At 41.3% G+C, this 18,146-nt stretch carries 13 protein-coding genes; 9 read left to right on the forward strand and 4 right to left on the reverse strand.

The genetic code is table 11. The features are described from left to right. Positions 1-532: 532 nt before the first annotated feature. From DK924_RS16600 to creD, 3 genes are all read left to right on the forward strand, one after another. Complete coding sequence (locus DK924_RS16600; protein ID WP_010392155.1) at positions 533-1,213, forward strand: response regulator; 681 nt, start codon at positions 533-535, stop codon at positions 1,211-1,213. Continuing rightward, positions 1,200-2,681 carry a two-component system sensor histidine kinase CreC gene (gene creC / locus DK924_RS16605; protein ID WP_219986110.1) on the forward strand — a complete coding sequence of 494 codons (1,482 nt, stop codon included), beginning with the start codon at positions 1,200-1,202 and terminating at the stop codon, positions 2,679-2,681. Before DK924_RS16600 ends, creC begins: the two co-directional genes overlap by 14 nt. A 77-nt stretch (positions 2,682-2,758) precedes the next feature. Further along, entirely contained in the window at positions 2,759-4,063 is a 1,305-nt protein-coding gene (gene creD / locus DK924_RS16610; protein WP_109875702.1) for a cell envelope integrity protein CreD, read from the forward strand. Positions 4,064-4,110: 47 nt separating this feature from the next. Here the strand turns inward: creD and DK924_RS16615 are convergent, their stop codons facing one another. Both DK924_RS16615 and DK924_RS16620 read right to left on the reverse strand, forming a co-directional pair. Then, entirely contained in the window at positions 4,111-5,382 is a 1,272-nt protein-coding gene (locus DK924_RS16615) for a LysM peptidoglycan-binding domain-containing protein (RefSeq protein WP_109875703.1), read from the reverse strand. 66 nt (positions 5,383-5,448) lie between these two features. Then, on the reverse strand, positions 5,449-6,312 hold the full coding sequence (locus DK924_RS16620) for a LytTR family DNA-binding domain-containing protein (RefSeq protein WP_109875751.1): 864 nt from the start codon (positions 6,310-6,312) through the stop codon (positions 5,449-5,451). A gap of 184 nt (positions 6,313-6,496) precedes the next feature. Here DK924_RS16620 and DK924_RS16625 point away from each other — a divergent pair, with 184 nt between their 5' ends. Next, entirely contained in the window at positions 6,497-7,777 is a 1,281-nt protein-coding gene (locus DK924_RS16625; protein WP_109875704.1) for an acyltransferase, read from the forward strand. Between the two features lie 102 nt (positions 7,778-7,879). Continuing rightward, positions 7,880-8,665 carry a tetratricopeptide repeat protein gene (locus DK924_RS16630; RefSeq protein ID WP_181388787.1) on the forward strand — a complete coding sequence of 262 codons (786 nt, stop codon included), beginning with the start codon at positions 7,880-7,882 and terminating at the stop codon, positions 8,663-8,665. Between the two features lie 57 nt (positions 8,666-8,722). Here DK924_RS16630 and DK924_RS16635 read toward each other — a convergent pair whose 3' ends face one another. Then, positions 8,723-9,250 (reverse strand): sugar O-acetyltransferase, encoded by a 528-nt coding sequence (locus tag DK924_RS16635; protein WP_055012365.1) that lies wholly within the window; start codon positions 9,248-9,250, stop codon positions 8,723-8,725. Between the two features lie 162 nt (positions 9,251-9,412). Between DK924_RS16635 and DK924_RS16640 the strand changes: the two genes are divergently transcribed. The 4 genes from DK924_RS16640 to DK924_RS16655 all read left to right on the forward strand — a co-directional run bounded on the left by DK924_RS16640 (position 9,413) and on the right by DK924_RS16655 (position 14,793). Continuing rightward, on the forward strand, positions 9,413-10,177 hold the full coding sequence (locus DK924_RS16640; protein WP_109875705.1) for a DeoR/GlpR family DNA-binding transcription regulator: 765 nt from the start codon (positions 9,413-9,415) through the stop codon (positions 10,175-10,177). A gap of 46 nt (positions 10,178-10,223) precedes the next feature. Continuing rightward, positions 10,224-12,044 carry a glutamine--fructose-6-phosphate transaminase (isomerizing) gene (glmS, locus tag DK924_RS16645; protein ID WP_008466748.1) on the forward strand — a complete coding sequence of 607 codons (1,821 nt, stop codon included), beginning with the start codon at positions 10,224-10,226 and terminating at the stop codon, positions 12,042-12,044. A gap of 111 nt (positions 12,045-12,155) precedes the next feature. Then, positions 12,156-13,346, forward strand: coding sequence for an alpha/beta hydrolase-fold protein (locus tag DK924_RS16650; RefSeq protein ID WP_109875706.1), 1,191 nt, complete (start codon positions 12,156-12,158; stop codon positions 13,344-13,346). 148 nt (positions 13,347-13,494) lie between these two features. Beyond that, positions 13,495-14,793, forward strand: a complete 1,299-nt coding sequence (locus tag DK924_RS16655; protein ID WP_109875753.1) for a DEAD/DEAH box helicase — start codon at positions 13,495-13,497, stop codon at positions 14,791-14,793. A 97-nt stretch (positions 14,794-14,890) separates the two neighbouring features. On the opposite strand, the gene DK924_RS16660 is transcribed toward DK924_RS16655, so the two are convergent. Beyond that, positions 14,891-18,112, reverse strand: coding sequence for a S41 family peptidase (locus DK924_RS16660; protein WP_109875707.1), 3,222 nt, complete (start codon positions 18,110-18,112; stop codon positions 14,891-14,893). Between the last annotated feature and the right edge of the window lie 34 nt (positions 18,113-18,146).

Consider the following 18,146-nt stretch of genomic DNA (forward strand, 5'->3'; position numbering starts at 1 on the left):
AACGAAACAGCGCCGATGATAGTGTAGCATTTGTTATGTGAAAGTAGGACATTACCAGGCTCCAAATAAGAGAAAGCCCGATTCGAAAGAGTCGGGCTTTTTTACGTCTGCAGGAAAGTGAAAGTATCAGCTATCAGCCGTCAGCTATCAGCTGCACTGCGTTAACCTGACCATCGTAGCGTGGGTTGAATATCTCGAAACCCACGGATAAAAGAACGCCACGACCAGTCTAGAGCTAAGTGCATCTCCATTAAAGAACATCAAATGTATGAAAGTAGGTCATCCTACTGCGTAGCGCACAACGGCTCCAAATACAAAAAAGCCTGACTCTTTCGAGTCGGGCTTTTTTGTATCTGCAGGGAAGTGAAATAGCTAGAGGGTCTTAGGCTGTGAAAATTTCACCTCTAATTTAAATAAAGCGTCTAACCACTTCATTGTGCTCAAAGAGCATCCTTATAAAGGATATTGACTGACTTGTTACTTACTGTAACTATAAGCGTGTTTATTAGGTTGTAGTAAAGGAATAAGTTGTATGGCAACGGCGCAGATAGTGATCATTGAAGACGAAAAAGCAATTGCAGACACCTTGATTCATACGCTCGAGATGGATGGCTTTAGCGTCGTTTGGTTCGATACCGCAGGGGCTGGTCTTAGTTATATTAAAGCTACACAGATAGATTTACTGATTTTAGACGTTGGTTTACCTGATGCAAATGGTTTTGAGCTATGTAAGCAAGTTCGCGAATTTTCTTCTTTACCCATCATTTTCTTAACTGCGCGCAACGATGAAATCGATCGCGTTGTTGGATTAGAGATTGGCGCAGACGACTATGTCACTAAACCCTTTAGCCCTCGAGAAATGCTTGCTCGCGTTAAACTTCGTTTAAAGCCTTATGCTGTCAGAGAAACACAAATAAATACTTCTACTGAGCAATCAGGTCTGTACAGTAATAATTTTGATTACTACTTCAATAACACCCCGTTAAATTTAACGGCTTTAGAGTTTAAATTGCTTGATAAGCTAGTGTTATCCCCTAAGCAGGTATTCTCTCGAGAGCAACTGCTATCATCAGCACAACTATGCCAAGACAGTGTATATAGCCGCAATGTTGATAGCCATATCAAAGCCATTAGAAATAAATTACGCGCTGTATGTCATGAGCCCATGATTCATACTAAGCGAGGTTTTGGTTATTTTTATGAACCTATTTAAACGCTCCACGCATTCATTAGCTCGCTTGAAGCGTTGGCCTAAAATCCCGCTCGGGCTGAGATTGTTTTTGCTTTATTTTATCCTCGTGATACTAACGACTTACTTAGTTAGTTCAACGGTTATGCGCGAGATTAAGCCCACAGTTCGTCAGGTTACCGAGGAAACCTTGGTTGATATGGCTAATTTGCTTGCAGTGATGGCGCGAGATGATTTAGCTCGTGGTACGCTGTCACAAAGCCACTTTACTAATGTGGTTAACTCGTATGGCAGCAGGCAACCAAATGCAAAAATCTGGGGGGTAAATAAACAAGGGACAAATCACCGTATATATATTACGGATGCTGCGGGAATCGTTGTTGTTGATTCTTGGCAGCAAGATATAGGAAAAGATTTTTCACAATGGAATGATGTTTATCTCACATTACGGGGAGAGTACGGTGCTCGCTCGACCGCAACTGCTCAAGATGACCCACTTTCAACCGTCATGCATGTTGCTGCGCCCATAATCGATAATGGTAATATTATTGGGTCAGTCACTGTGGCTAAGCCCAATCGCTCTGTACAACCTTTTATAAACATGTCTAAGTACCGTGTATTAAGTTGGTTAGTCGTGATGAGTATTTTGGCATTAATGGTTGGAGCATTGATTGCCTGGCGAATCAATGGTGCCTTGTATAAGCTGGCAAACTATGCGGATAAAATGGGGCGAGGTGAAAAAGCATCTAAACCAAGGTTTAGAGTTTTTTACGAATATAGCTTGTTAAGTGATGCGCTAGAAAAAATGCGCAATCAGTTAGATGGCAAACGTTACGTTGAGCATTATGTTCAAACACTAACTCATGAATTAAAAAGCCCTCTATCTGCAATTAAAGGTGCAAGCGAGATTTTACAGTCTCCCCTAAGTACAGATAAAAAACAGTTATTTGCAAATAATATTGAGTCTGAAACAGTGAGAATGCAGCAGCTAATAGATAAGCTGCTTACGCTTACCAAATTAGAGCAGCTTCCTGAACTTGAACAGCGAAAGAAGGTGTTTGTAAAACCTTTATTTGAAGCAATTAAAGATTCTTTTATTGCCAGAACCACAACGCAAAATGTACAAGTAGTAATTAGCTGCGACCCAAGCAGTGCGTGTTTAGGAGATGTATTTCTAATTCAACAAGCGCTATACAATATTTTTGATAACGCATTGGACTTTATCAACGAGGGGGGGGAGATTCACATTCAGGTAATACAAGAGCCATCCTATGTTCAAATCTATATTGATAACACGGGGCCTTGTATCCCAGATTATGCACTTGAACGCATCACAGAACGGTTTTATTCACTCCCTAGAGCCAATGGTAATAAAAGCACTGGATTAGGACTAAACTTCGTTGAGCAGGTCGTTAAATTACATAAAGGGCAGCTCAACATAAAAAATACTAAAAATGGCGTCCGTGTTCATATAAATATGCCTACTCCATAAAAGCTCCATCTAAGCACCTCAGTAAATCCATATAGCTTCGGTACTCTATGCTTATGTAATAGATGGAGTACATAACAGTGAAACAAAAAATAGAAACCAAACTGATCATAATAATAGGGCTTATCGTGTTGTTATTGATCCCTATCTTTATGATCCAAAACCTAATTGATGAGCGATCAGAATTGCAGCAGCAAGTTCAGGCTGATATAGCTAAGAGTAGCAGTGATGAACAGCAGGTTATTGGCCCATTTATTCATGCTCAGTACCTAGAAACAGTTACGGTTGATGGTAAAACGAGCGAGCAATTGATGAATATGACGCTTTTACCTGAATCGCTCAATGTCAGTAGTAATCTAGCAACATTTGAAAAGTACCGTGGTATTTATAAAGCGTTGTTATATCGCTCACAGAACCAATTTGAAGGGCGGTTTAAAACGAGTGCATTAGCTGTCTTAGCGGACAAAAAGATAAAGCGCCTCAACCTTATTTTAGCCATTTCTGATATCCGAGGGATAGGACAAGGATCACACATTAATGTTAACGAGCGAAGTTATGAATTACTCCCCGGTACCCAGCTAGATCAGTTACCACAAGGGATTCGTGTAGAGCTTGATTATGAAACCATTCGCAAAAGTGAGGTACTGCCGTATCAAATAGGCTTAAACCTGCAAGGTATGCGTCAACTTTCATTTGCACCGGTTGGTAAAAACAGCTCATTGACAATGCAAGCCGATTGGCCACACCCAAGTTTTGTAGGGGATTACCTGCCTATCGAGTCATCAATTTCGGCACAGGACTTTTCTGCGAGTTGGCAAACCAATTACTTTGCGACCAATTTAAAAGAGCTATTTAACCAATGTTTATTTCGTAATGAGTGCACCTTGTTCAAGCAACGTAACATGGGAGTTAATTTAGTCGATAGTGTTAATCACTACCTTAAAAATTATCGAGCAAGTAATTATGCCATCTTGGTTATTGTACTTATTTTTGCGAGTTTCTTTCTGCTCGAGGTACTGCGTGATGAGCCAATACACCCTGTACAGTATGGTTTTGTCGGGCTTGCTTTAGCGGTATTTTATTTACTACTGATTTCACTTAGTGAGCACTTGGGCTTTAATATTGCGTATTTATTATCGGCGCTTGCATCAGCAATTCTATTGAGTGTTTATGTTGCGGGTATGCTTAAAAATAGCAAACATGGAGGGCTATTCTTATGTGGAGTGTTATTTATCTATAGTCTTTTATACGGATTACTCAGTGCAGAGGATTACGCATTATTAATGGGCAGTGTACTGGTGTTCGTGGTACTCAGTTTAATAATGATGTTGACGCGCAGAGTAAACTGGTACGGCAGGCACGCGCAAGACGATGAAACAAACTAAAACCACCTAATTGAAAGGGGCTGACAGCTTTGCCAGCCCCCTTTCACTTAGCTATTAGATAAAAACACCGTTAACTTCTCACCTATTTGCAAACGATCTCGCGACAGGTTATTCCATTGTTTTAGCTTGGTAATGCTGACGTTGTAGCGTTTGGCTATTTTCCATAAACTTTCGCCTGACTTTACTAAGTGTTCTACCTGTTGATCTGCCAACATCGGCAGTATTAATTTCTTACCAGCGCGGATGCGATCAGTCTTCAAATTATTAAACGCTTTTAGCTGTTTAACGCTGATTGCATAACGTTTTGCAATCACGCTTAAACTATCCCCCGGTTGAATTGTGTAATGCTGCCATTGGCTGTAATCGTTTTCTTTTTGATTAGCCAACATACTCTTAAATTCGGCTTGTTTACTCGCTGGCACAACAATGTGAGGTGCATCAATGACCGCAGGGAAGCGGATAACGCCATAGTTTAACCCCTCTAATGACCGCCATTCTTCTTGGTTATCTAAAATAACTGCACCAGAGACGGGTAAGGCTACTATAGTCTGTTGATTGCTGATGGGTGGAAAGACCATTTTATTACTTTTTAAAAGTTGTGCTGCTGCAAGGAGCTTTGGCACATATTGGCTGGTTTGTTTGGGCAGTTTTAAACTAAAAAAGTCGGTGGGTTTGCCTTGTTTTTTATTATTACTAATTGCTCTAAGTACACGACCTTCACCTAAGTTATAGGCTGCTATAGCGTGATACCAGTCACCATCAAAGCGTTTGTGTAAATATTCCATAAAATCCAACGCAGCTCGGGTACTGTCTATTACGTCTTGACGTCCGTCATACCAAGGGGATATTTGCACTTTAAAATATTTAGCAATGGCAGGCGTTAATTGCCAAAGTCCAGATGCATGCTTGTGCGAATAGGCACTGGCATCAAAGTCACTTTCAATTAGCGGCATTAATGCTAATTCTATGGGTAAGTTCCGCTTTTCAACCTCTGTGACTATATAATAAAGGTAAGGCTCAGCACGGCGACTAATTTCATCCATGTAATTTGGGTGCGATAAATACCATGCAATGCGTTGTTGTACATCTGGGTGGCTAGAATTGGCAAATGTAAGCTGCGCTCGGATGCGTTGCCACACATCATCGAGTTTCTGAGGACTTAAGGGAGCTATTTGCTCAATATTTTCGTTTTGTTCTTTAACAATTTTTTTGGGGTTAGCCTTAATTTCAGGGGGTGATGTTGGTGTATCGGGTGTGGTTTCACAGCCGGATAAAATAAATACTAATGGCAAAATGCGGATAAATCGATTTGAGAACACGTACTACACTACTCCGAAAATATAAATGCGGCTAACCTAAAGCAGGTTAGCTTAACATAGCGTGAGTTAAGAATGACTTGTAGTTGAATTTAACAGTTCCTTAAATTGATCTTTATAGCGACGCGATAAGTTAAGTACTTTTCCTGTTGTAAGTTTTACTTCACTATCGCCACTTGCTAATGGCGTGATTGATTCAACCGCGTCTAATCTAATCGCATGAGAACGGTGAATGCGGCAAAACCCTTGTGGCTCTAACTGAGTTATAAGTTGTGTCATGGTTGCACGAAAAGGGTAAATTCGAGCGCCAATATGTAGATTTACATAATTGCCATTTGATTCAAGCCAATCTACTTCTGCTACGCGAACAATAAATTCTTTTCCCAGCTTTTTTACCAGTAGCCTGTCTAAGCTTACATGTTCAGCAGTATCTTCGCCTTGACTGATCGGGGCTGCTTCACCTGTTAATTGGCTCACGACATATTGATAGGTTTTAATAACAACAATCAAAAATAAGAATCCCCACAAATCTTTGCGGTATTCATAAAGTAACTCAAACCACACTAACCCAAAGTCATATTGCATACCCTGCACGGTGTAAATGAGTTTGCGGATAGCGACCATAATACCTATATGTAATAACGAAAAAGCAATGCTCGCTACTAAGTACAGTAATATTGAATGAGAGATTTTTTGCCAATTAAAGGGCTTAGCTTTTAATAACCAAACTAAAGCCGGAAACAATAATAAAGTGCCAATAGCACTCGAGTATTCCCACACAAAGGGCTCCCAGAGCATAAAAGGAAGTGAGCCATCACGTTGGGCTTCCATAATATTTGAGCTGGCATTAATGGTGTTGTTTATAAAAATATAACTACATAAAAATAAAGCCGCGTACCAAGTTTGATAGCGCTGAAAGTGCGATAAAGTGATCATTATTATTGTAACTCTTTAAAAGACCGCAATTAGACTAGCAAGAGAGTGATAAAACACCAAGTTTATATCATCCCTGATATCCACCGTTTATCCCTACTGACTGTGTTATAAGCCTTTTGTGATTGCTTAACACAGTGTGTTGTCCATAGTTGTTATTAATTACTCATAAGTTAAATCTTCTATGAATCTTAAAATAGTCATTAAAAATACAACACGTACGCTATTAAAACCTTGGTTAAATGTGTTTAACCAAGGTGAAGAGTTACCATCTCGCCGTTATGATTTAGATTGGCTAAGAGTACTTGCCTTTGGCTTATTAATTTTTTACCACACCGGCATGTTATACAGTGAAAATTGGGGCTTTCATTTTAAAAGTCAGTACTTATCCAGCGGTATTGAAAACGTCATGCTTTTATTGTCGCCATGGCGGATGGGATTAATTTGGTTTATTTCAGGTGTGGCGCTGCGCTTTATTGTTGCGCGCTTTAGTCTAGGTATGTTTTTAACTACACGAAGTGTAAAAATATTACTGCCTTTATTGTTTGGCATTTGGTTTATTGTGCCTATTCAGCTTTATGCGCAAATGAGCCAAGAAACCAGTTTAGCTATGGGCTTTTGGCAGTTTTACAGCCAGTTCTTTGATTTAACCAACCCTTTATTCGAGCGCTATCAAGCTGGGATTTGGCCTCATGTCGATGTGAATCACCTTTGGTACTTACGTTCGTTATGGCAATTTACTTTATTGCTGGTGCTAGCAATGCCGCTGCTTCATCACGCTACTGTGCATACAATAATCACGCGTTTATGTGGGCGCTCGTTATTGACTATTTTTATTGTATTGCTATTGCCGCTGTGTATTTTAAAACTGAGCTGGCCGAGTGATACTTTCCGATACCCCATGGGCGCGCTGTTCTTACTTTATGGTTACTTGCTTGCTTGGCAGCCTGCATTTTATAGCCAGCTACTTCGCCATTGGCGAGTGCTATTAGTGGTATTCACTTTAGGTTATATAGTTGTTGTGCTGTGTTACAACATGATTTGGCAAAACCCTGCTGCTAGCCAATGGCAAATTACCAGCATAGATATGCTGTATACTGCGCAACGATTAATGGGCGTGTTGTTAATGCTGGCACTAGCACAACGTTTTTTGAATCACGATCACCCTAAACTGGCTTCATTAAACGGTGCAGTATTCCCTTTTTATCTATTGCATCAAAGTGTGATTATTGGCCTTGCGTTTTATTTGTCGAAGCTGCAATTAGGTGGTTTTGTGGAGCCATTACTTATACTCAGCCTCACTTTCATTATTTGTTGGTTGGTGTTTATTGCTGCGCGACGTATCGACTTATTAAGCCCACTGTTAGGAATTAAAGTCACAGGTAAATATAAAGCATGGCAAGTTAAAGTGGGCTTTGGTTGCGGGCTAATATTGGTAAGCCCGCTGATCTTTAGGTTGGTTTAGCATTAAAAATATAACTTAAAATATTTTATAAATGATTGGTTTTATGTGGTATGTGCTACAAAACTCGGTTAGATTAAAAGGCTACTATGTGGTTATACAACCTTGATTAAGCAGTTCAAAGGTTCATCGAATGAAGAGATTCAAATTCTGGTGGCTAACGCGATGGTTAACCAAGGCGTTACTTATGGTCATCAAGGCAAGTCTGATGAGGGGCTCAATAGTTATGCGGCTTTGATTGAGCAGTTCAAAGACTCATCGAATGAAGAGATTCAAACCCAAGTGGCTAACGCGATGGTTAACCAAGGTAATACTTATGTTAAGCAAGAAAATTTTGAAGAAGCACTTAACAGTTATGCAAGCTTGATTGAGCAGTTCAAAGGCTCAGCGAACGAAGAGATTCAAATTCGGGTAGCTAAAGCGATGTGTAGCCAGAGTGCTGTATATTGCCAGAAAAAAGATTTTCGCTCAGCTCTAAAATCGCATTCAATACTATTTAAACAATTCCGCAGCTCAGAAAACAGTGAGATTAAAGACGTAATAGCTGATTTACAGGCCAATATTGCAGAGCAGGCTTTACTTTATGAAACGCCAGAACAAGTCCTTACTCGTGTTGCAGAGGCTGAAAAATACTCAGATAACCCAGAGAACTTAGCTGTAATGCAGTTTATTCGTTTTTTACTTGACGATAAAACGATTGAAGAGGTGTTTACTGCCCTAACCAAAATCCCGACGGAAATGGACTTAACGTGGAACTTTAGTGAGATTAAAGATTACCTAACCGATAATTTTGAAGGTATAAAGCAACAACAGATTCAAGCTGTTGTGCAGTATTTTGAGCAACATAAAGATATTGAGCAATTAGGAGCTGAATTAGGAGTTAAAGGCTAGAACAATACAAGTTAACTACCGCCGTAAACAACGACCTTTAGGGCAGGCTTTAGCGTGTTAAATATCCTTGAGCTTTATCGCGGGGTTACCAGCAACAACTGTATTTGCAGCCACATCTTTGGTCACTATCGACCCTGCGCCCACAACAGCGTTTTCGCCAATGGTAACGTCAGCTAACACAATAACTCCCGCCCCAATCCACACGTTATTACCGATAGTAATCGGTGCTGCAAAGTTTTCTTTTTGTAGCCTTTGTTTAGGCTCAATTGCATGAGAAACGGCCAAAAGCTGAACGTTTGGGCCGATTAAACAATCGTCGCCAATGCTTATGGCTCCTTCATTTATTGGCGCATCCAACACAGTACAGTTAATGTTTATAAAAGTACGATCACCAATTTTTATTTGACTGCCATAGTCACAATGAAAGCCCGCTTCAATAATTACTCCATCACCACAGTGTGAGCATAATTCTTTTATTCGCTTTAAATTACCTTTACTGGGGCTTTTATTAAATAAGCGGCAAATTTCGTGCACAGCTTTACGCTGCGCTAGATTCTCTTTACTAATACTATTAAATGACTGCATATCAATTTTGTTTAACTTAAATAATGGTGCCTAGCTTAACCTACTTTAAGCATGATGATAATTTGAATAAAACTGCTTTATTTTTATGCATTCACTTGCCATTTATTATGTTTCGTTTAAAATCCCCTAACTTTCGAAACGAAACTTAATAGCAGTTACTTAATGACCAAACGAAACACCCAGCAACGCCGTCATCTGATCCTTAGCCAAGTAAATGAGCTTGGTGAAGTGGCCGTTGAGACTCTTGCTGAACAGTTTCAAACATCAGAAGTAACCATTCGAAAAGACTTAACCGCGCTTGAGAAAAGTGGCTTGTTGCTGCGCCGTTATGGTGGGGCTATTACGCTACCAAAAGAGATAGTAAGCGATGAGATCGATTCTAAGCGCAAAGTAGCAATTGCTAAGGCAGCAGCGGCGCTTATAAAAGATCATAACCGCATTATTATTGACAGCGGCCGGACTACTGCAGCGATGATCCCTGAGTTGGCTAGCAAGCAGGGGTTAGTTGTTATGACTAACGCAATTAAAGTGGCAACACGTTTATTAGCACTTGAAAACGAGCCAACCCTTTTAATGACAGGTGGCACGTGGGATCCGCATTCAGAATCGTTTCAAGGGCAAGTAGCCGAAAATGTTCTATGCTCATATGATTTTGATCAACTATTTATTGGTGCTGATGGCATTGATGTAGCGCGTGGAACAACCACGTTTAATGAACTTGTTGGATTAAGCCAAGTGATGGCTAAAGCGGCGCGCGAAGTTATTGTGCTGGTTGAGTCAGAAAAGATTGGCCGAAAAATACCAAATTTAGAATTACCGTGGCAAACAGTAACCACATTAATAACCGACAGTGGCTTAGCAAGTGATAAACGTGCAGCCATAGAGGCGTGTGGTGTAAAACTAATTTGCGCAGAAATTATGGAATAGCAACTAAAACGTAAGTTGCTAGAATTAAAAAATTAATGGAGACACTATGTGTGGAATCGTTGGGGCTGTTGCAGAACGTCCAGTAAATAAAATCTTAGTTGAAGGCCTTAAGCGTCTTGAGTACCGCGGTTATGACTCAGCAGGTGTAGCTTTACTTGAAGGCAATACACTGAATACAGTTAAAGCAGTTGGTAAGGTTGTAAACTTAGAGTCAGCACTTGAACAAGCTGGTGTTAGCGGCCACACAGGTATTGCACACACTCGTTGGGCGACTCATGGCGGTGTAACTGAAGCCAATGCTCACCCACATGTTTCAAGTAATCAATTAGCACTTGTACATAACGGAATCATTGAAAACCACGCAAGTTTGCGTGCAGCACTTAAAGGCGACGGTTACGAGTTTTTATCAGACACCGACACTGAAGTCATGGTGCATTTAATTCATCAGTTACGTCAGCAGCACACCACTTTATTAGCGTCAGTTCAAGCTGCCGTTAAACAGTTTGAAGGTGCATTTGGTACCGTTGTGTTTGATAAAGCGAATGATAACGAAATTATTGTAGCTCGCTCAGGTAGCCCGTTAGTTATTGGTTTAGGCCTTGGTGAAAACTTTATTGCTTCTGATCAACTTGCATTATTACCAGTGACTCGCAGCTTTATCTTCTTAGAAGAAGGTGATGTAGCGCGTATTACTCGCGACACTGTAGAAATTTTTGATGCAGATGGCAACGCGGTTGAGCGTGAAGTTGTTGAATCAAACATCACACAAGATGCATCAGGCAAAGGTGATTACCGTCACTACATGCTAAAAGAAATTTATGAGCAGCCACTTGCAGTACGTAACACTCTTGAAGGACGTTTAAACGATGACCGCGTAGCGATTGATGCCTTTGGCGACAGCGCACAGCAAATATTTAAAGACGTAAAACACGTACAAATTATTGCCTGTGGTACGTCATACCACTCAGGTATGGTTGCTCGTTACTGGCTTGAGCAATTTGCAGGTGTTAGTTGTAACGTAGAAATTGCTTCTGAGTTCCGTTACCGTCAGTCATTTGTACACGAAAATAGTCTGCTAGTAACTATTTCACAATCAGGCGAAACGGCTGATACTTTAGCTGCACTGCGTTTAGCTAAAGAGCAAGGCTATATGGGGTCAATGACTATTTGTAACGTACCTGGCTCATCGCTTGTGCGAGAATCAGACCTTGCCTTTATGACCAAAGCAGGCGCTGAAATTGGTGTAGCCTCTACTAAAGCATTTACTACACAGCTTGTTGGTTTGTTAATGCTTACTGCGTCTATTGCGCAAGAGAAAGGCTTAGATCAAAGCGCGATTGTTAACGCTATTAAACTGCTACCAGCTAAATTAGAAGAAACGCTACTATTGGCTGATGGCATTGCAGACCTTGCTGAAGAATTTGCTGATAAACACCATTCACTGTTTTTAGGGCGCGGCTCACAATACCCAATCGCGATGGAAGGCGCACTTAAGCTTAAAGAGATTTCATACATTCACGCTGAAGCCTACGCAGCAGGTGAGCTTAAACACGGCCCATTAGCGCTTATTGATGCCGACATGCCAATTATTGTTGTAGCACCAAACAATGAATTGCTTGAAAAGCTTAAATCAAACGTAGAAGAAGTACGTGCTCGCGGCGGCATCATTTATGTATTCGCTGATAAAGACTCACACTTTGAGTCAGACGACACAATGCGTGTAATCAACGTAAACCACGTAGATGACGTAATTGCCCCTGTTGTATATACAATTCCACTACAGTTACTGTCGTACTATGTAGCGGTCATTAAAGGCACTGATGTTGACCAACCACGTAACCTAGCAAAATCGGTTACAGTTGAGTAAAATCAAAAGGTTATAGGTTTTTATTAATGTTAAAAAAAGCGCTCAATGCGCTTTTTTTGTGCCTGAAACTCTGTTAGCTTAAGTAACTTATTATTCTCTAAGGGATTAGTTATGCGTTTATTAACCGTTATTTGTTTTTTTAGCTTTTTTGCTTTTAGTTCACAAAGTGCCTTTGCACAAGCTGGCATTAAACAGCAAAGTGCTGATGACTCTCAGTTCATGCACACTATTAAATCGGCTGTTTTAAACGAAGAACGCACAGTTGTCGTGCAATTGCCTAAAAGCTACCAAGCTCAGCCAAATAAGGTATACCCAGTTGTTTATCGCTTAGATGGAGCGGGTAATATACCGCTTGCAAGTGCTGTTATTGAGCGCTTACAAAATGATAATCGTGCGCCTGAGGTTATTATTGTCGCTATTGAAAACACTAATCGACTTAGAGATATGTATCCTACAGTGAATAAAGAGCCACAAGGGCCTGTCGGTGAAGGGGGCGGCGCGGCAAAGTTTTTAGCGTTCTTTGAACAAGAGCTCATTCCTTTAGTAAATAAGAACTATCGCACGCATGACTATAAAGTGATTGCTGGCGCATCTGCTGGTGGTGTATTTGCGCTATACGCGTTGCAGGCAAATCCCGAACTATTTCAAGCGCATATTGCGTATAGCCCTGCAGTTTGGTGGAATTATGGCGCAATGGTAAAAAGTACAAAATCGTTTATAACTAAAAACAAAGAGCTTAACAGTTACGTTTATATCAATATCGGCGAAGAAGCCGGCATAATGCGAGAAAGGTATGATGAATTACAGCAATCACTGCAATCGCATAAAGCGCGAGGGTTACGCTTTTTTAATGATGCGTTTGATGGCATCTCGCATGGCTTAACCACTGCTGCTGGCGTATTTAATGCCTACTACAACTTATTTTTACCTAAACAAATGCCTATAAGTGCTTTAACTGACGATGTAGCCTCTATTGATGGTTATTACAAAACATTATCTCAACAATGGGGCGAGCAGATATCTCCACCAGACCGTGCTGTTAGATCACTCGGTTATAACCTAACGGGCAGCAAGCAGTTTACCCGTGCTATTGAGGTGTTTAAGTACAATTTAAAAAACCACCCAAAATCAGTCGATGCGCTTTCAGCTTTATCTTATGGCTATGAAATGCAGGGTGATACTCGCCAAGCACTTGAACAGATGGAGTCTGCATTAGCCATTGCAGATGACTCATATCCTTATATAAACTACTTAAAAGAAACAAAAGCTAGGTTACAGGTAGAGCTAGATAAGCGTAACTAGGGTTTTTAGTTACTGTTAAATAAAAATGACGCGCAAGCGTCTTTTTATTACCTGTAGCTAAATATTATTTAAATCACTAACCTCTACTTAATAGTTGCTAAATACGCTAAAATTACAGGCTATTTTTAGTAATGAGCCCGCACCTTTTATGACCTCAGCCGCAAATCCTAGTAATTTCAACGAACTTGGCCTTATTCCAGAGCTAATTGCTCGTTTGTCTGACCTTGAATACACGCAACCTACGCCGATTCAGGCAAAAGCAATTCCAAGTATCTTGGCGGGGAGTGACTTAATTGCGGGGGCAAATACCGGCTCAGGTAAAACAGCAACCTTTGCTTTGCCTATGCTACAAACGCTATTTTTAGCGCAAGGTGCTAAAAAAGCAGCGAGCAAAGGCAACTTTGTAACAGGGCTTATTTTGGTACCTACTCGCGAGCTGGCAGTGCAGGTAGCCGATAGTGTTAAATCGTATTCTGCTAATTTTAATGGCGCCATTAAAACGGTGGCGGTATTTGGTGGTGTGTCGGTTAATACCCAGATGCAAGCACTTCGCGGCGGTGCTGATATCATTGTTGCAACGCCAGGGCGTTTACTCGATTTAATCTCAAGCAATGCGATTAAGCTCGATAAAGTAACAACCTTAGTGCTTGATGAAGCTGACCGCATGTTAAGCCTTGGCTTTACTGAAGAGCTTGCTGAGCTATTAGCGCTTATGCCTGCTAAAAAACAAACCATGTTGTTTTCAGCGACTTTCCCAGAGCAAGTCACACAATTAACGCAAGAGCTGTTAACCAACCCTGTTGAAATACAAGTACAAAGCAAAGACGAAAGCACTTTAGTTCAGCGCGTATTTACGGTTAATAAAGGCGAGAAAACCACGGTTTTAGCGCACTTAATTAAAGCGCATCAATGGCGCCAAGCACTTATTTTTGTCAACGCTAAAAAAGATTGTGAGCACTTAGCCTGCAAACTTGAAAAACGCGGCGTGAACGCACAAGTATTCCATGGCGATAAAGGCCAAAGCGAGCGTACTCGCGTAATTGAAAAATTTAAAGCTGGCGAAATAGAAGTACTTATTGCCACCGATATAGCAGCCCGTGGTTTAGATATTGCCAAACTGCCTGTTGTTATTAACTTTAACTTACCGCGTAGCCCAGCTGATTATATGCACCGTATTGGCCGAAGCGGCCGTGCTGGTGAAGTCGGTTTAGCGTTATCGTTAATTGATTATGAAGACTTCCATCACTTTAGAATTATCGAAAAGAAAAACAAACTTCGCTTAGAGCGCGAAGAGGTAGCAGGTTTTGCTGTAAACCAAGCCAACCTTGATGCGGCACAGGCGCTAAAAAACGACAAGCCAATGGCCAAGCCAGAAGGTACAGGTAAGAAAAAGAAGAAAAAAGCCAACCAAGAAGATGATGTATGGAGCGGCTGGAGAAAAAGATAAGCCTTAATACATATAAGTCATTAAATCCAAGTCATAAAAAACCCTGCAAATTTGCAGGGTTTTTTATTGGTATTAGCTTGTTTAGCTATGCAGCAAATTAAAACTTAGAAGGTGCTGGTGGTATCACTAAGGGTTGTTTAGGATTTTCTTTAAGCTCCTTTAATAACTCTTGTACAGCACGCTCTATTGATGGATCTTGGCCTTTATAAATAAGCTCTGGACGATCAATTACTTTAATATCTGGTGCAACACCTTCGTTTTCTATGATCCAGTTACCTTTTGTGTCTAAAATACGGAATGTAGCAGCAATTACTTGTCCGCCGTCTACAAGGCTTGGGTTACCAGAAATACCAATTAAGCCACCCCATGTACGGGTACCAATTAGCTTACCTAGACCAGCTTGGCGGAAGTAGTAAGGGATTGCGTCACCACCAGAACTTGAATAGCCATTTATTAGCATGGCTTTAGGGCCATTGTGCGCAAACTGCGGTGTTTTAGTTGGCTCTACACCACGGCGTTTCCAATAGTTAAGCGGTTTACGCGCAAGCCAAGTGATCATATGCTCAGGAATAAAACCACCGCCATTGTAACGGTCATCAATAATCATGGCATCTTTGGTTGTTTGCGGCATGTAGTTTTTAAACATGGCGCGGTTACCCTCATAGGCTGTATTTGGCAGGTGCACATAGCCAATACGCCCATTTGATAGCTTATTAACGTAGGCTGCACGCGAGTTAACCCAATCTAAATAACGTAGACCTTGCTCACTGGCTACCGGTTTTACTGTTACTTGCCACGCACCTTTGCTACGCGGTTTGCTGTTTAGCACTAGCTCTACTTGCTCGCCTTGGGTGTTTTCAAGGAGTTCGTAAAAGTTAGCAACGTCTTTAACCGAGCGGCCATTTACCGCAATAATGTAATCGCCGTTATGTGCTTTTACACCAGTAGTCCCCAGCGGTGAGCGGAAATCGTCATGCCAGTTTTCACCTTTAAAGATTTGCTCTATTTTTACGTAACCAGATGGGTCGCTTGCAAGCTTAGCGCCTAATAAACCGTGATTTTTACGTTCGGCTTTTGGCATATCGCCCGATTGCACGTAAATATGACCTGAGTTAATTTCGCCGGCAATTTCGCTAAGTACGTAATCAAGGTCGCTACGGTGGCTAATAGCATCAGCCATAGGTTGGTATTTAGCTAAAATAGCATCCCAATCTTGACCGTGGTGATTTTCGTCGTAGAACCAGTCACGCAGTGTGCGCCAGCCTTCTACGTACATTTGTTGCCACTCAGCTTGCGGGTTGATTTTAAGCGTCATTTTGCTTAAATCTAGCTTGTTGGCGTCTAGGTCTTGCTTTGGTTTAGGCTCTATTAAGCTGTAACCGCCACTTGTGTGTACAAGTAGATGTTCGCTGTTGCTCGATATAGTGTAATTGTTAACACCTTTAGCGACTGTTTCTAGCTCACTGTCGTGCTCGGTACCTATAAGTTGTAATGCGCCATTAGCAAGCGTCAGTACGCCGTCTTTTACTGCGGTTAAGCCACGGTAATCGCCCGCTGGCGCGTTAAGAGCGGTAACACGCTGCATAAAGTCGCTGCTTTGCAGTGCGTTTTTAACTTTTTTGTCGTCTTCTTTTTCATCTTCTTTATCTTTTACAATCGTGGTTTCATCACTTTGTAAGGCAATAAGCGGTTTAACACTGTCGTTTACTGCGGCCGCATAAATACGGGTGGCGCGGTTAAACATGTAGTCAAACTCGTAACTGCTAAACGCAAGGTTAAAGTCGCGCTCAGAGCTAAAGTAAAGGTATTGGCCATCTGGCGAAAAGGTTGGGTTTTGCTCGTTACTCATTTCGTCTGTTAGGCGCGTCACCTTTTCTTTTTTAAGGTTGTAGTGCCACAGTGAGGCATAACGGTTTTCGTTATTTTTAACATACACAATGTCTTGGCTGTTAGGCGACCACGTATACTGAGTAATGCCGTCTTCGTCGTAAATGCCGGTATCAATTTTGTGTTGCTTGCCCGATTTTGCATCTAACCACCAAAGTGTGTTGTTTTTATCTGCAAACAATAGCTTAGCGCTATCGGGTGACCAAATAGGCGTAAAGCGCCAAATGGTACCATTGCTAGTAAGTTGCTTAATAGCATTGTTTTTACTGCGATCTTTTAAGTAAATTTCGTACTCGCCGCTTTCATCGCTCATGTAAGCAATGTAACGCCCATTTGGTGACCAGCTTGCATCTATTTCGCGGCTTTTCTCTGTGTAAGATAAGTTGCGTGTAGGCCCTTGTTTGATTGGTACGCTAAACAGCTCACCACGGGCAGTAAATACAGCACGTTTACCATCGTGAGAGAGCGACATAGAATCAATAAAATCGCTAACATTTTTGCTATACGGCATTGCGTATTGGCGCACGCCTGCAATGTTAATGCTTAGCTTAGCGCTTTTTTGTGTTTTTGCGTCAAAGCGATATAAATAACCGCCGTTTTCATAAACAATCGCATTTGGGCCAGCTGACGGCCAAAGTACGTCAAAGTTTTTATAGTTGGTAAGTTTTTTTGGTTCGCTGCCTTTGCGGTACTGGTAAAGGTTTAGCGTGTAATCACGGTCAGACACAAAGTAAATATCGTCACCAACCCAAGTTGGTTGCTGGTCGGTTGCACGGTTTGTAGTTAGTTGTTCTGAGGTGTTTTTTTCTAAATCATAAATCCATACATCTTGCGCACGACCACCACGAGTACGTTTCCACGTACGAAACTCTCGATCAATTGGCGTGTAAACATATTTGCTGCCATCTGGAGATAGCATGCCGCCACCAGTTTCTGGAATCGCTAATGGCTGTTCAAGTCCGCCATCTGCAGGAACCATGTAAGGGCGGCCCATACGTTTTCCCCATGGTGTGCGGTTAGCTCTAAATACCACATTTTTACCATCGGCGGTCCAATCTAAAACGCGGTAATCAAAACCTCCACGCGGTGGCATTGGGCCAACGTCATTATAATAAGTAAGTTGCTTTAGGTTTGAACCGTCACTGTTGATCACATAAATTTGTCGGCTACCGTTATACTCGGCTGAAAATGCAATGCGCTTACCGTCAGGGGAAAACTTAGGAAATGTTTCAAAGCCAATATGGTCGGTTAAGCGTTTGCTTTCGCCTGTTTGCGTATTCGCAATATAAATATCGCCACTGTAGACAAAGGTAACGGTTTGGTTATGGATATCTGGAAAGCGGAGTAAACGAGTGTCTTTAGTCTCATAGGCCGATACACCCGGCGCGATTGCTGCAGCCAAGGCAAGAGCCAATGTTGTTAGTTTTTTCATGGAATTACATCCTATATTAATAGCTATCCCATCA

Source organism: Pseudoalteromonas sp. meg-B1, assembly GCF_003173795.1.
In the GTDB taxonomy this organism is placed as follows: Bacteria; Pseudomonadota; Gammaproteobacteria; order Enterobacterales; family Alteromonadaceae; genus Pseudoalteromonas; species Pseudoalteromonas undina.